Source organism: Roseateles albus (genome assembly GCF_028595345.1).
GTDB classification, from domain to species: Bacteria; Pseudomonadota; Gammaproteobacteria; order Burkholderiales; family Burkholderiaceae_C; genus Paucibacter_A; species Paucibacter_A albus.
In genome coordinates this window covers 697,453-712,124 of sequence record NZ_JAQQXT010000001.1, presented here as the reverse complement: position 1 = coordinate 712,124, position 14,672 = coordinate 697,453, and the positions used below count along the sequence as shown (strand labels likewise).

The following is a 14,672-nucleotide window of genomic DNA, read 5'->3' as shown; positions in this document are numbered from 1 at the left end:
CAGACCCTCGTTCAACAATAACGGAGACAAGCATGTTCAAACACCGGCAATTGCCCATCGCGGCCTTGATCGCACTCGCCTTTCCTTTGCTGCTGACGGCCTGCGGCAGCGGGGACGACAACCCGCCGCCCCTGCCGGTAGACCCGGCCGCGCCCTTCAAGCTCAAGCCTGAGTTCCTGAGTGCCGAGCCGCTTCGCACCGACTACGACGGCAGCAGCAACGGCCTGCTGACCGGCAAGGCGGCCTCGCTGACCGAGCTGCTGAGCTACAAACTGCCTGCCAGCCCCAGCCCGGCGGATTTGCGCACCTTGGCCATACAAACCAGCTACACCGGCCTGCTCGACGTGACGGCGGCGGGCGGCTTCGGCAGCTATTACGGCCGCATCTCGGCGGCAGGCAACAAGGGCAGCGAGTATGTGGCGGTGTCCGACGACGGCAGCGGCAAGCAAAACGTCACCATGGTGGTGACGGTGCCGAGCAATTTCGACCCGGCTAAGGCCTGCGTGGTGGCGGTGCCGTCGAGTGGCTCACGGCCGGTCTATGGCGAGCTGGGCACCATCGGCGAGTGGGCGCTCAACAAAGGCTGCGCGGTGGCGCTAACGGACAAAGGCGGCGGTGTCGGCATCCATGACTTGGACCGCGACAACAGCTTTGCTTTCGACGGCGCGGTGGCCACGGCCGGCACGCGCAAAGACCTGACATTCAATGCCAATTTACTTGGCGACGATTTGACCAAGTTCCGCGCCGCCAATCCGAACCGCCTGGCCCTCAAGCATGCGCATGGCAAGCAAAACCCCGAGAAAGACTGGGGCAAATACACCTTGCAATCGATCAAGGTGGCGCTCTATGTGCTGAACAAGCAGTTCCCGGCCGCCAGCCTTTCGCCCCTCAACACCTTGGTGATCGCCTCCAGCATCTCCAATGGCGGCGCAGCCGTGCTGCGCGCCGCCGAACAAGACAGCGAGGGCCTGATTCGCGGCGTGGTGGCCGGCGAGCCCCAGCTCAATCTCCCCGAGAACGCGGGCCTCACCGTCAAGCGGGGCGGCGTCAGCGTGCCGACCTCGGCCAAGCCGCTGTTTGACTACATCACCAGGGCCGGCCTCTACCAGGCCTGCGCGACCCAGTCGGCCGCGCTGGCGCCGAGCAGCGCTTTCGTGATCGCACCCTTCGCGGCCAACCGCTGCGCTTCGCTGGCGGCGCAAGGGCTGGTCAGCGGCAGCAGCCTGGCCGAACAGTCGGCCGACGCCTTGGCCAAGCTGCACGCCTATGGCTGGGAGGCCGAATCCGACCTGCTGCATGACAGCCACTACGGCTTCGAGTTCACCGAGTTGGTGGCACACACCTATGCCAATGCCTTCGCCCGCGCCTCGGTGACGGAAAGCGTCTGCGGCTATAGCGTGGCCGGCATTGACGCCGCTTACCAAACGCCAGTGGCTCCCGCGGCCGAGGCCTTCAAGACCGGCTGGGCGACCGGCGGCGGCTTGGGCTTTCTGGGCGGCGCTTTCAACATCATTGCAGACGGCTCGGTCGGCGGGCCGGCCTTGTTCTTGCTGGCTGCCTCGCCCAGCAGCGGCAAGCCTGATTTTTATCTCGACGGCGCCACCTGCTTGCGCCGCCTGGCGACAGGCGCGGCGGTGGGTAGCAGCCCCTACAGCGCGGCCGAACAGGCCTTGGCGGCGCGCGTCAAAACGGGGCTGAGCGAGGTGCGCGTCAGCGGCGATCTGCGCGGCAAGCCGGTCGTGATCGTGCATGGCCGCTCGGATGCGCTGATCCCGGTCAACCACAACTCGCGCCCTTATGCCGCGCTGAACAAACGCGCCGACGCCAGCAGTGGCTTGCGCTACTACGAGGTGACCGACGCCAACCACTTCGACGCCCTGGTCGGCATGTACCCCAAGACCTTGGTGCCGCTGCATGTCTACACGCTGCGTGCGCTGGACCTGATGTGGGCCAAGCTGACGACCGGTGCGGCCCTGCCCGATTCGCAGCTGGTGCGCGCCAAGGCCCGCGCCTCGGCCAGCGTGCCGCTGAGTGACGCTCATGTGCCGGCGATCGCCGCCACACCGGCCGCAGCTGACAGCATCGTCATCACGGCCGGGGCGATCGACGTGGCGAACTGAACCGAGCAAGAAGCACACGTCACACCACTGTCACCTCCAGACCCTAGGCTGCGCGCAGTCGTTCGGATAGGCGCCCGACACCTTGGGCGCCCTGCATTCACCTAGAGTCCTGGAGGGACCTCATGTTCACTTTGATCAGCCAAAACATCGGCCGGCATGCGCTCGCATGCGCGGCTTCCACCGCTTTGCTGGGCGCGCTGGCCCTGTCTTCTACGGCGGCGGTCGCCGCTGATGCGGACCCTGTCATCCTGAGCTTCGCCACCGTCGGTGATTCGCGTCAGGACCCGCTCACCGCTGACCCCACGCTTGGCCCCTTGTCCGGCCAAGACAAGACCTGGCTGCAAAGCAGCAAGGCCTTTTCGCGCATTCTGCGCAGCATCCAGGCCCAAAAGTCGAACCTGCTGTTCTTCAATGGCGACATGATCCACGGCTACGGCTGGGCCGGTTTCGGCTACACCTCCAACCTGGGCGGCACGGCCATCAGCGCGCCAGTGGCACCGAGCAATGTCAGCGACATCCTCAACAGCGACCTGGTCAAGTTCTACACCCAGTATGCGTTTTGGCGCGGCATGGTGGCGCCTGTGATGGAAACCGGCACCTATGTCGTGCCTGTGCCTGGTAACCACGAAACTCAGTGCAAGGCCTGCGGCAAGAAGGCCAAGGTCGAGAACGAAAATGCCTGGCGCGCCAATATGGGCGACCTGATCATCGACAGCGCCCGTTTCAAGGCCGTCGTCGGCCAGGACGCCAGCCATGTGAACGTTGGCAATAACGGCGCATTCGATGGCCTCAGCACCGACCAGAGCCAGCTGTCCTACAGCTTCGATGTAGGCGACTCGCACTTCGCCGTCGTCAACACCGACCCGGTCGGCGCCGACGCCAAGGCCCCGGCCGCCTGGTTGGCCAGTGACTTCGCCACCGCCAAGACGCGCGGCGCCAAGCATTTCTTTGCTTTCGGCCACAAGCCAGCCTACACCTACAACTACTCGGCTACCAACACCGCCACACCGGCCGGCGGCCTGGACGTCAACGTCGCTGCCCGTGACGCCTTCTGGAAGGTGATCGAAGACAACCGCGCGACCTACTTCTGCGGCCACGAGCACATCTTCAATATGCAGCAACCCAAGGGCGCGGCCTGGCAGGTGCTGGTCGGCGCGGGCGGCTCGCCCTTTGACTCGAAGAACGGTGAAGCTTCGGCCCACCCGGCCACCGACCGCACTTACTCCTGGGCCAATGTCCTGATTCGCAAGAGCGGCAAGGTCGAGATCACCGCCTATGGCTTCAATGACGCCTTCGGCCCCACCCAGGTGCTCAAGCAAGTCACGCTGGCGCAATGAGGCTGAAGCAGAACGCACATATGAAGCTCACCAAGACAATCACCCTCGCCGCCGTGCTCGCACTGTTCGGCACAGCCCATGCGGCCAGCCTGATCGACACCGGCAGCCCCGATGGCAGCAAGCCCGGCTATGCACTGGACACCAGCAACTTCCTGGCTGTGCAGTTCAATGCCGGCGCCGCTTGGCATATTGACGGCCTGTCCGCCTATCTGAGCGGCGGCAAGGCCGGCGAGCATTTCACCGTGGCCTTGTACGCCGATAGCAGTGCTCACCTGCCGGGCGACTTGATCGCGGCCAGCACGGTCGAGTTCTCGGCCGATGGCTGGAACAAAAGCTCAGCGCTGAACTGGAGCTTGCCGACAGCCGGCAGCTACTGGTTGGCGCTGGAAGGTGCCACCACAGAAGTCATCCCCGGCCTGCCCGAGCCGGACGGCAGTTTTGTCGCCAACGCCGGCGGCCTGGCCATGCCCGGCCTAACAGCGTTTTCTGACGGTGGTTTTGCCGGCTACCAAGCCAGCCCCGGCATTCAGTTCGGCCTTCAGCTCACCGGCGCCGTGCCGGAACCAAGCAGCTACTTGCTGCTGTTGGCGGGCCTGGGCTTGGTGGGCGCCACACGCACCAAGACCAATCGCCGCTCGGACAAGCAAGCCTGAAGCGACCCACGATAGAGCCAAAGCCAAGGGGGGCAGGTCTTGCCACCCTTGGCTTTTTTTATCGTGCCATCTCAAGTGGGCGCACGGCCAACTTGGGCCAGCAGCGCAGCCGCTGAAGGCCAGGCGAAGCGCCATTCAGCGGCCCTGCCGCCGCCTCTGACCTCGACCATTCTTCGCTCGCCGCGCTGGCCACCCAGCGAGGCATAGAACTGCTGCGCCGCCAGGTTGACTTCGTAGACCCAAAGGTGGGCGCCCTCGGCTGGCACAGCTTGGCTGCAACGCTGGGCCACGGCCGCCAGCAAGGCGCGGCCAATGCCTTGGCCTTTGTGCCGAGGCAGGACATGCAAGTTGTCCAGCAAGGTCCCCCAGCTTTGATCGGCATTGGGAAAGGCGAAGGCAAATCCGACCGCCTCTTCACCCCGCATGGCAAGAAAGCCGAATGAATCCTTCGCGCCGGGGCCGAGTCTTTGGGCCCAGAACGCAGCGCGGTTCGCGCACAGGTCGGCGTCCAGGAAGGCATCGCTGATGATGCCCCGATACGCTGATCGCCAGCTGGCCGCATGCAGGGACGCCATCGCTTGGACGTCGCAGGGTGCGACTTCACGAATGACAAGCTTCATAGGCTGCGCTCCCACAGCAGGCGCAGATTGGCGCCGGTTTGCAAGCGCTCCTCCAGCCTATGGTCCAGGCCTTCGGCCAGCACGCGGCGCTGAGTGGTCTGGTCGGGATGCAGCAGATTGCTCAGACTCAAACGCCACTGAGACTGTTTCTCGGGCTTCCAGGCCGCGTAGAAGTCCAGCGCCGCATTGCTCGATTTGTCAGCCCAGCGGTCGACGGCCAGGCGCTTGAGCCCGCCGGTCGTGATGTTCAGATTGCCGCCCCAGCTGAACGAGCCCGCGATGCCGGCGAGGGGCAGCGTCACGGGGCGGTGGTCGAAACCCAGGTTCAGGCTCAGCGGTGTCTGCTGAGCCAGGCGGTTATCCGGACCGGGCACCGCCTTCACACGGGATTGGTTGAGGCCCAAGTTGGCACGCAAGTCCAAAGCCGGCGCGGCCGGGCTCGCGCTGCCGAGCAGTTCCTGCACGCTCAACTTGGCTTCCAGCTCCACACCCTGCACCCAGGCCTGCCCCTGATTGGCGCGGCGCTCGACCCAATGGCCGTTCTGATAGATCAACTCACTGACGATCACCTGCTCGATGCGTTTGAGGTAGCCGCTCAGGCTCAGCAGACTCGACTTGCTCAAGGGGTGGGTCCAGCCGGCATCCAAGCCCCAGGCCAGCTCAGGCAGCAGGTCCGGGTTGCCTTGCAGATCCGGCGTGGTGGGGCTGTTGTTATTGGCGACAAAGCGACGCGGGGTCAGCTCGCGCGGCGTGGGTGCCTTGTAGCTGCGTGCCAGGCCCATGCGCAGCTGATCCTTGCTTGCTGGCACTCGCCACAGCACTTGCAGCACCGGGCTCAATACGCTGGAGCGCTTGTTGACCGTCTCGAACACATTGCCCGAGCTGATGGTTTGCAGCGCCTCCCAGCGCAGGCCCAGCGTGGCCTGCCAGGCCTTGCTGATGTCGATCTCGTCTTGCACAAAAAAGGCCAAGCGGCGAATGCGGGCGTCATAGATTTCGTCCAGGTTTTCCACCGGCAGGCCGCCGGGCAAGGGGTTCTCGTGCTGCAGCCTGTCTTCGCTGCGGCGGTTCTCCTCGGCATCCCAGCCGGTGCTCAGGCTGTGCTGGTCCGCCAGCGCGCGGCGGTGGCGCCCGGCCAGGCTCCAGCCTTGATCAACAGCCAGCGAGTCGACCTGTGCGTCGCGAATCCAGCGGCCGCTGAAGTCATAACCCTCATACTGAGCGTTGGAGTCGCGCTGCAAGCGGGTGTAGCCCAGCTTCAACTCCCATTTGCTGCCGTCCACCTCGCTCAAACTCCAGTTCAGCCGGCTGCGCAATTGCAGCGCACGGATGTCCAGTGCCAGATCGTTGTGCGCCTGCTCGGGCGGCAGGCCGACCGAGCTGTAACGATCATCGATGGCGCCCCCTTTGGAGCGCGACAGACGCAGCAGATGATCGGTGCTGAGGGTCTGCTGCGGAGACAGCGTCCAGGTCGCACGAGGGCTGAGCGTGAGCCTGTTGCTGCGGTCATATTCGCGCTTGTCGGTGCGGTAGGCCTGCACGACCAAGCCTTGAGCGTCGAGCGCCTGCTGGTCCAGCAGCATCGGCCAAAGCTGCCGCTCATGCGCCAAGCCCAGCCCCAAGCCCCATGAGAAACCGCCATCACGGTCGCCCAGTTGCATGTCAGCGCTCACGGTCGGCTGCTCCAACTGCGAGCCCAGACCCAGTTTCAGATCCCGCTGCGCCTGCCGCGCCGTGCCACGGGTGACGATATTGATGCTGCCGGCAATGGCTTGACTGCTTTGCTCGACGCTGGCGCTGCGCGAGACCTCGATGCGCTCGATCGCCTCGGGTGAGATCGATTCAAGCGAGAAGCCCGGCGGCACTGGCTCGCCATTGAGCAAGATCTGCGTATAGCCGCCGCCCAGGCCCGACATGCGAATTTCCGGCCCGCGCGAGCCCTGGCTGACGACGCTGATGCCGGGCACGCGCCGCAAAGCGTCGCTCAGGCGCGTGTCGCCCTGGCGCAGCAGTTCGTCCCGGTTCACCACCAGCAAGGCGCCCACCGACTCGCGCCGCGCACTCAGCGCATTGGCCGCACCATCGCCCTGCACTTCGACCCGCTGCAGCGTGGCAGCCGGTGCGAGCACCGCAGGCTGAGCCGGCGTGGCCACGACAGCGGCCTCACTTTGCGCCTCGGCCAAGGCTGGCCACAGCAGGCCCGACACGCCCAATACGCCGAATACGCCAAATACGCCCGATATGCCCATTACGCCAATCACGGCCAACACGCCCAACACCCCATTTTTCATCCGCCCAAGGATTGAATTCACCACGACATCACTTTTCAAAATATCTCAGCACCCAGGGTGCAGGAGCGCGATTAGACTGTGGCTCGCCAGACAAATCAATCTTGATCAAGTTAATCAAGCTATGCGCAAAACCAAGTCCGTCGCCCGCGCGCTGCCGCCTTCATTGACGCAATCGCTGGGCCACCTGCCCCTGAGCGGCACTTACACCTTGTTGGATTCCAGCGCGGCGGCCTCCCGTCTGGGCATCAGCAAGGCCACGCTCTACGCCTACGTCAGCCGCGGCCTGCTCAGCGCCACGACGGACGCAAGCGACCCGCGCGTACGACGCTATTCAAGCTTTGAAATCGAACGGCTGTTGCGGCGCAAAGAAGGCGGGCGCCAGCGTGAGCAACATTCGATGGCCGCGCTCAGCGAAGGCTTGCCTGTGCTGGACACGGCCCTGTCCTGTGCGCGCGACGGCCAGCCGATCTACCGCGGCCAGTCGGCTTTGGATTTGGCCGAGCAGGCCAGCGCCGAAGACATTGCACGTTTGCTGTGGCAGTTCGATGCCGCGATTGACCCCTTCGCCGGGCCTGCACCGACACTTGGCGCGCCTTGGCACAGCCTGTGCGCCACCTTGCCGGCCGGCCACAACACCCGCACCCTGGCCTTGTTCGCCACAGCCTTGGGGGACTTGCATGGTCCGTCCTGGCTGCCCGACGGACCGGCTCTTGCGCAAGCCTGCGCCGCCCATCTGCGCGCACTGATCGCCAGCTTTTTGGCCAGCCCGCCTTCAGACCAGCCTCTGCACTGCCAATTTCGCGAGGCTTGGCAGTTGCCGGCTGCGGCCGACCCGCTCTTGCGACGCGCGCTTGTCTTGGTGGCCGATCACGAAATGAATATGGTCAGCTTCACCGCCCGCTGCCTGGCCTCGGTGAACGCCAGCCTGGGCGCTGCGCTGCTCGCGGCGATGTGCAATATAACGGCCAACTTCAACGGCGGCTCCTGCGAACAGGTGGAGGCCTTGTGGGACGAATTGGCGGCCGCGGCCGATCTGGACGCTGCACTGATGCGCCGGCTCGACCGCGGCGCAGGTCTGCCGGGCTTCAACCATATGTCCTATCCAGCGGGCGACCCGCGCGCGCGCATGCTGCTGGCCGAATGCAGCCATATGCCCGGAGCCGACTCAGCTGGATTGGCGCAAAGCATAGCCCCGGCCGTGGAGCGCCTGACCGGCTGGAAGCCCTCGATCGACTTCGCGCTGGTGAGCTTGCGACGCGCACTGGGCGCGCCGGCCAACGCCGCGCTAAGCCTGCAGATGGCCGGGCGCGGCATCGGTGTGCTGGCCCATATCCTGGAGCAGCGCCGCAGCGGCCAGCGCCTCTGGGTGGCGGCGCGCTACACCGGACCTTGAAGATTGGCGGCCTGAGCAGCCGCTTGAGCCGCCGCTTGAACCGCCCTCAGTGGAGCAGTTGCTCCACGTCGCTGGCCACATCGCCTGCGGCCGTGATCTTGGCTTCCAAAAAGGCCAGATCCAGGTGCAGATGTTCGACCAGGTCGGGCACGGCCACCAGCAGCGCCTGCGCCGGGTTGTCGTGATGTTCAGCCGCGTCGGCCAGCACTTCGGCCAGATGCAAGACCGCAGCCATCAGCGAGAAGGGTCGAATCTCCATCGGCGTATTGGCATCCTTGAAGGCCTCGACCATGGTCGCCGGGAAGCGCCAGTGCGAAGCCAAAGAGGCCGTCACATCGGCATGGGTGCAGCCAAAACGGTGCTCTTCCAGCGAGAAGCGGCTGCCCGGCTCGGCCGCATGGGCCTCAACGTCGGCGACCATCTCAGGCTCTTCCATTGCCATCATCAGCTGGCCCGTGCGCAGCATCAGGCCGGCCAGATAGCTGGTGTCGGCGTCGACGCGCAGGATTTGGCTAAGGATGCGGGCATAGGCGGCCGTGGTGATGCTGTGGCGCCAGAACAAGGCGCGGTCCAAGCCCTTGATGACCGGGAAGGCGCCCGAAATACAGGCCGCCAAAGACAGATTGCGCAAGGTATCCAGGCCGAGCGCGCCGGCGGCGTCGTTCAGGCTGGAGATTTGGTGCGAGGGGCTGTAGCGGGCCGAATTGGCCAAGCGCAAAACCTTGGCCGACAAGGTGGAGTCCTTGCCGATCAGATCGGCAATGGCGCCGAGGCTGATGTTCTCATCGTCAAAACTGCGAATCAAACGACTGGCCACCTCGGGCATGGTGGGCAAGGCGTTGTTGTTCTTGAAAAACTTTTCGGCTGCAGCGCTCACATTGGTCTCCTCAAGCTGATGGCCCAAGGCTTGAGCAACCTGAGCAGCATCGGAGCCACCACAGCGGGGCCCCGTTACCCGCAGTCTAAGCGGCGGCCGAGCTTTTTTGCTGAGATTGAAGAGCTGAAAAGCGCTGAAATTTACCGCCAAAAGGCGCGGCCCTCAGCCATGAGCGAGGTTTTGCAAGGCGGCCAGGTTCAAGAGCTTGATCGAATAGCCCTTCACCTCGATCAGGCCGGCCGTCATCAGCTGGCGCAGCAGGCGCGACAAGGTCTCGGGTGTGATGGCCAACTGCGCCGCCAACTCGCGCTTGCGCTCCTTCAGCGCCACATCGGCGCCCTGCACCGGGCTGCGCTGCAGCAGCCAGGTGACCAAGCGCTTTTGCGCATCCTTGGACATCAAGTCATGGGTGGCGCCGGTGAGGCTCTGCACGGTCTGGGCCAGGCCCAGCATCAGGCGCTCGCGCATGTCCGGAAAGCGGTCCAGCAGCACGCGCATGCCGTCCAAGGGAAGCTCAAGCAAGGTCGAGGGCTGCAAGGCGCGCGCATCTTGCACATGACCCGAGCCCAGCCAAGCGCTGCTCAAGTCCAGCCAAGCCGGCCCATGGACACATCGCTCCAGCTGAAACGGCTGGTCTTCAACGGCCGAGCCAAGACCGACCGCCCCGTCCAGCACCGCGACCAAGCACCTGGCTGCTTGCCCACGCGAGAACACCGCAGCACCGGTCTGCAGCTGGCGGGTTTGGGACAAAGGCGCCAAGGCATGCAACTCGGCATCGCTGAGCCGAGGTGGGCCGAGCAACTTGTCAAGCAAAGCGGCACTGCTGCCGGTACTGCGCGGCAAGCGGCGAGCGGACTGGGAAATGATGGCAGTATCCACGGTGGGCCTGACGGAAAAGTCGCTGAATGGATCGCAATGTGTCGCAAGCCCCTATTTCTGTCTTTGCGAAAAGTCAAAACGGCACCTGACAAACCCATCTGCGGGGGCCGCGGCTTGCGCCAGCGCAAATCACAGGATCAGCAGCGCCCTGAAATCATTCACATTGGTGAAGGTCGGGCCGGTGTTGACCAAGTCCCCCAGCGCGTCGAAGAAGCCGGCGGCGTTGTGGACATCCAGCTCGGCCTGAGGCTGCAGACCGAGCGCGCTTGCGCGGGCCAGGCTGCTCGGCGTGAGCAGGGCGCCCGCGTTGGGACCGACGCCGTCAATGCCGTCGGTATCGGCCACTAGCGCGTAAACACCGGGCTCGGCGTCCAAGGCGATCGCCGCCCCAAGCAAGAACTCGCTGGCGCGGCCGCCCTGGCCGGGAGCGCTCATGCCGCCTCGCAAAGTCACTGTCGTTTCGCCGCCGGACAGCAGCACGCAAGGCTTGGCAAAAGGCTCGCCATGCCGCGCCACGGCGCGTGCGATCGCCGCATGCACGCGGCCCACCTCGCGCGACTCGCCTTCTATGGCGTCGCTGAGGATGTAGGCCGCAAGACCCAGCGCCCGGGCAGCCTCGGCTGCGGCCTGCAAACTCTGCTGCGGCGTGGCGATCAGACGCATCTGCTGGCCCGCGAAGCAAGTCGCGCCCGGCTTGGGCGTCTCGAAGGCGCCGCTGCTCAAGCCTTGCTGCGCCGCCTTCGGCAAGGCTATGCCATAGCGCTGGCAAATCGCCAGTGCCTGCGCACAGGTCGTCGCATCCGCCAGCGTCGGGCCAGAGGCAATAACGGCCGGGTCGTCGCCGGGCACATCGCTGATCAACAGGGTCAGCATTTGCGCCGGCGCACAGGCCGCGCCCAAGCGCCCGCCCTTGATGGCCGACAAATGCTTGCGCACGCAGTTCATCTCGCTGATGCTGGCGCCGCTTTTGAGCAGCGCGCGGTTGATGGCCTGCTTGTCGGCCAAGCTCAGGCCGGGGGCAGGCAGACTCAACAAGGCCGAGCCGCCGCCCGAGATCAAGCAAATGACCAGATCGTCGGGGGTCAGACCTTGTGCCATGGCCAAGATGCGCGCGGCCGCTGCGGCACCAGCAGCATCGGGCACCGGGTGAGCGGCCTCGACCAACTCGATTCGGCGCGGCCTGTAGTCCGGCGGGCAATGCCCATAGGGCGTGATAACGAGGCCGTTCAGCGGCGCGTCAATTGGCCAGGCTGCTTCCAGCGCCTGCGCCATCGCGCCGCCTGCTTTGCCGGCGCCCAGCACCAGCGTGCGACCAGATGGCGGCGCCGGCAGATGAGCGGCCAAGATCTGGGCCGGCATGGCGCGCGCCACAGCGACATCAAAGAGGTGTCGCAACAATTCACCTGGATGATTCAAGCGGTCTTGGGCAGCGTTCATCCGGCTCATTATCTCGGGACTAATCTCCTTGCCGTGCGCCCGATCATGCGCGCCGACGCAAGCGCAAGGCCAGCAGCCCCAACCCGGCAAACATCAGCGCATAGGACTCGGGCTCCGGCACCCCCACCACGGTACGGGTGAAGTAACTGAGACCCTGACATTCGGCCAAGGAATTCCCCGGGCAAGTTGAAGCGGGGAAGGCCACCGAATAGAGACTATGCCCGTCGGCATCCAAGCCATAGATATTCAACCAGACCACCGATCGGTAAAAGTAGTAATCGCCGGCGGGCACAGCCCCTGCACTGGGCGAGAAGGTCCCAAACAAAAAGTCATGATGCGCGCCGGGCGCCAAGACATAGGGGTCGGAGAAGGGGTTGGCGGCAAAGGAAAAGTTATAGGGTGGCCCATCCGTGCAATTGAGGGAGAAGCTGCCGCTACAACCGAAACCTATGTTCAAGTCAAAGCCGGTATAACTGGTGAAGGCGCTTTGGAAATTCCCCCCTTGCCCGTCGTTCCAAGTGCCCATGGTCGGAATTTCGGCGGCATTCAGCCCCGCCAGCGGCAAATTACTGTCGAGGGTGAAGCTCTCGCTGGCGTCGTTGTTACTGAAACGAAGCTTTACATCAATGCTGTCATTCGGGCCGACCACACCGGTGGGCTCGGTGAACACCAAGGACAAGGATGACCACGCCACCTGCGCCGAGGCCGGCGCCGCCAGCGCAAAACCCAGGCCAGCCAACAAGGCGGCACGCACCGGAAGTCCAAAAGAGCGCAATGTCTGCTTCATGATTTCTCCAAGATGTTGGGGCAAGTTGCTGAGCTCAGCACGGTCAACACTACGCTTCAATCCATTTTTCGCCATCCCCTAAGACGCAGTTTTCCGGCCTGCGCTGCAACATTTCACTGTCTTGTTTGCGCCCGCTCAAAAAGCTCAAGGCTGGCTACCGGAAATAGAAGAAAAAGGAACCCGCATTGATCAAACGCAATACGCCCGCAGCACCCGCTCAGCAAGCTTAGCCAGCACGTCAAGCGAAGGTGGCAGCCCCTTCGCGCGGTTCGACTGCGCTGCGCTCAACAGGGGAAACCTCATGGCCAAACCAGCCCACCCGAAGTCGACTCACCGATCTGCATCCGGCACCGCCTTAAGCACCAGAGAGCCCAAGGCCTTGGCGAGTCGAGACGCCGGGAGCGGCGCATCCCCGAGTTCCGGCGTCGGCGCCTTGGTCGCCAGCCAACTGGCCGATATGACGCCCAGCTTCGGCAATATCCTGGCCTCGATCGGCCTGGGCGTGGCGCGCTCGCAAGCGGCCTTGGACGAAGGCGTGATCGAGACCGTCAAACAATTGGCCGACACCAAGATCACCGTCGTCACCGAAGTGATCGAGCAACTCGACGACGACGGCCTGCCCGATGTGGCCACCACGCAACTCATCACGAACGAGCTGTCGGTGCTGAACTTCGTCGCCCCGACCGTGCATGAATGGCAGCATGTCTCGCTGTCCATGGACATGAGTGTGGGCGCGATGGACGAAGAGACCGGCGCCTCCTTCAGCCTAACGCAGAACCACAGTGGCAACACGCGTGGCGCCTTGACCGGTTTGGTCGGCGTGGGCGCTATGTCCACCAACAGCAGCGTTCTATCCATGCAGCTGAATGCCGAGCGGGAGGCGCAATGGTCGAACGGCACCGTGCAACTGGATGCCGTGCTCGCACCTCGGCGCACCGGCAAGTTCCCGGTGCCGGCACAAGTCACGATAGGCCCGCAACTGTTCATCAGCCAAGGCGCGGTGACCGAGACCAAGACCGCAGGCGTGCTGACCGAGCGCAGCGTCGAGCTGATGATCAGCGTGCGCAAGGCCAGCGGCGCGGTCAATCCCGACAAAGAGTTGAGCCTGGATGCCGGGGGGCTGTTGCCCAGCTTCTCGAGCGACGACCCCTTCACCGGCTCGACCACCAATGCCGATGGGCAATGCAGCGTCAGCCTGCGTCGCCCCATCACGCCTGGCTTTGCGCAGCCGGCCCGGCGCAGCATCACGCTGCGTCTGGGGGAGATCACCAAGCGTTTTGACTTGGTGATCTAAGCATCAAACTGAGCAGGAGAAAATCATGGGCAACACCCTCTCGTCTCCCTTCCAGGCTGGCAACGGAGCCAAGGTCGGCAGTCAACTGCTGATCGACACCGCTTCGCCGAAAGGCCTGGCCAGCAATCTGCAAAGCGCCGGCATGAGCTTCGGGCGACTGGTGGCCAGCACCGGCCAAGCGGTGGCCGACACGCAGATGCGCCTGAACACCACCGGTGCGGAGATGGCCTCGGCCTTGGCCACCACGCAGGTCGAAGTGATTGCGGCGCAGGAAAGCATCTATGACGATGACGGTCATCTGCACGAGGCCCGCACCTTCACGCGCAAGCTGCCCTTGGTCAACTTCATAGACCCGGTGTTCTATGAATGGACGGCGGTGCGCCTGCAGGGCGAGTTCTACGCCAGCGGCTTCAGCGGCAGCGCGAGTGCGACGGCGACCACGCAGACCCAAACCAAACAACCCGGCAGCGGCGCATTTGGCTTCATTTTCGGCGCCAACAAGGTCGACACCCAGACCAACACCAGCACGGTCAACGCCGGCGTGACGACGACGCAAGAGCGCTCCTTTGGCCATGTGCGCGCCAGCGCGCTGCTGCAACCCAAGCGTGATATCGGTGTGCCGCCGCCGCGCCAAGTGGTGCGCGGCCCCAGCCTGAATGTGGTGGCGGGCGAAATCAAGGACGTGATGGACGGCGCCGTCTTGCAGGCCCGCACCATGGCGGTACTGATCGAGCTGCGCCGCGCCGACGGCAGCGCGATCGCCGGCAAGGCGATCGCCATCGACACCGACGGTGCGCCCTGGAGCTATACCGATGACACGGCGGTGCTCACCGATGCACAAGGGCGTTTGGGGCTGACGCTGCGGCGCGACTTTCTGGCCGCTGCAGGCGGCGCCGCGCCCGACACCGCACCCAAGGATGTGATCCTGAGCGCCCGACTGGGCCTGGTCTCGAACAGCAGCAGCCTGAGTTTCTAAGCATCCTC

At 64.5% G+C, this 14,672-nt stretch carries 12 protein-coding genes; 6 read left to right on the top strand and 6 right to left on the bottom strand.

Translation table 11 applies throughout. The features are described from left to right. Positions 1-32: 32 nt before the first annotated feature. The 3 genes from PRZ03_RS02920 (at position 33) to PRZ03_RS02910 (ending at position 4,110) form a co-directional block, all read left to right on the top strand. Positions 33-2,120, top strand: a complete 2,088-nt coding sequence (locus PRZ03_RS02920) for a 3-hydroxybutyrate oligomer hydrolase family protein (protein WP_273598940.1) — start codon at positions 33-35, stop codon at positions 2,118-2,120. Between the two features lie 122 nt (positions 2,121-2,242). After that, positions 2,243-3,457, top strand: coding sequence for a metallophosphoesterase family protein (locus PRZ03_RS02915; RefSeq protein ID WP_273598939.1), 1,215 nt, complete (start codon positions 2,243-2,245; stop codon positions 3,455-3,457). Between the two features lie 20 nt (positions 3,458-3,477). Next, on the top strand, positions 3,478-4,110 hold the full coding sequence (locus PRZ03_RS02910) for a PEP-CTERM sorting domain-containing protein (protein WP_273598938.1): 633 nt from the start codon (positions 3,478-3,480) through the stop codon (positions 4,108-4,110). 71 nt (positions 4,111-4,181) lie between these two features. On the opposite strand, the gene PRZ03_RS02905 is transcribed toward PRZ03_RS02910, so the two are convergent. Both PRZ03_RS02905 and PRZ03_RS02900 read right to left on the bottom strand, forming a co-directional pair. Next, the gene (locus PRZ03_RS02905; RefSeq protein ID WP_273598936.1) at positions 4,182-4,730 is read right to left on the bottom strand and encodes a GNAT family N-acetyltransferase; all 549 of its coding nucleotides are present in this window, start codon (positions 4,728-4,730) and stop codon (positions 4,182-4,184) included. Beyond that, positions 4,727-7,042, bottom strand: a complete 2,316-nt coding sequence (locus PRZ03_RS02900; RefSeq protein WP_273598935.1) for a TonB-dependent receptor plug domain-containing protein — start codon at positions 7,040-7,042, stop codon at positions 4,727-4,729. Before PRZ03_RS02900 ends, PRZ03_RS02905 begins: the two co-directional genes overlap by 4 nt. A gap of 100 nt (positions 7,043-7,142) precedes the next feature. Here PRZ03_RS02900 and PRZ03_RS02895 point away from each other — a divergent pair, with 100 nt between their 5' ends. Continuing rightward, positions 7,143-8,414 carry a citrate synthase gene (locus PRZ03_RS02895; protein WP_273598934.1) on the top strand — a complete coding sequence of 424 codons (1,272 nt, stop codon included), beginning with the start codon at positions 7,143-7,145 and terminating at the stop codon, positions 8,412-8,414. Positions 8,415-8,460: 46 nt separating this feature from the next. Here the strand turns inward: PRZ03_RS02895 and PRZ03_RS02890 are convergent, their stop codons facing one another. The 4 genes from PRZ03_RS02890 to PRZ03_RS02875 form a co-directional block, all read right to left on the bottom strand. Continuing rightward, on the bottom strand, positions 8,461-9,291 hold the full coding sequence (locus PRZ03_RS02890) for an HDOD domain-containing protein (protein WP_263534259.1): 831 nt from the start codon (positions 9,289-9,291) through the stop codon (positions 8,461-8,463). 162 nt (positions 9,292-9,453) lie between these two features. Next, positions 9,454-10,170: a Crp/Fnr family transcriptional regulator gene (locus PRZ03_RS23910; RefSeq protein WP_263534258.1), complete on the bottom strand. Its 717-nt coding sequence runs from the start codon at positions 10,168-10,170 to the stop codon at positions 9,454-9,456. Between the two features lie 129 nt (positions 10,171-10,299). Beyond that, positions 10,300-11,607 (bottom strand): glycerate kinase type-2 family protein, encoded by a 1,308-nt coding sequence (locus tag PRZ03_RS02880; RefSeq protein WP_273598933.1) that lies wholly within the window; start codon positions 11,605-11,607, stop codon positions 10,300-10,302. A gap of 43 nt (positions 11,608-11,650) precedes the next feature. Then, positions 11,651-12,394: a PEP-CTERM sorting domain-containing protein gene (locus PRZ03_RS02875; RefSeq protein ID WP_273598932.1), complete on the bottom strand. Its 744-nt coding sequence runs from the start codon at positions 12,392-12,394 to the stop codon at positions 11,651-11,653. Between the two features lie 301 nt (positions 12,395-12,695). Between PRZ03_RS02875 and PRZ03_RS02870 the strand changes: the two genes are divergently transcribed. Then, a complete protein-coding gene (locus PRZ03_RS02870) occupies positions 12,696-13,688 on the top strand; it encodes a hypothetical protein (protein ID WP_273598931.1) in 993 nt (330 codons plus the stop codon). Positions 13,689-13,713: 25 nt separating this feature from the next. After that, positions 13,714-14,664, top strand: coding sequence for a hypothetical protein (locus tag PRZ03_RS02865; protein WP_273598930.1), 951 nt, complete (start codon positions 13,714-13,716; stop codon positions 14,662-14,664). Positions 14,665-14,672 lie beyond the last annotated feature (8 nt).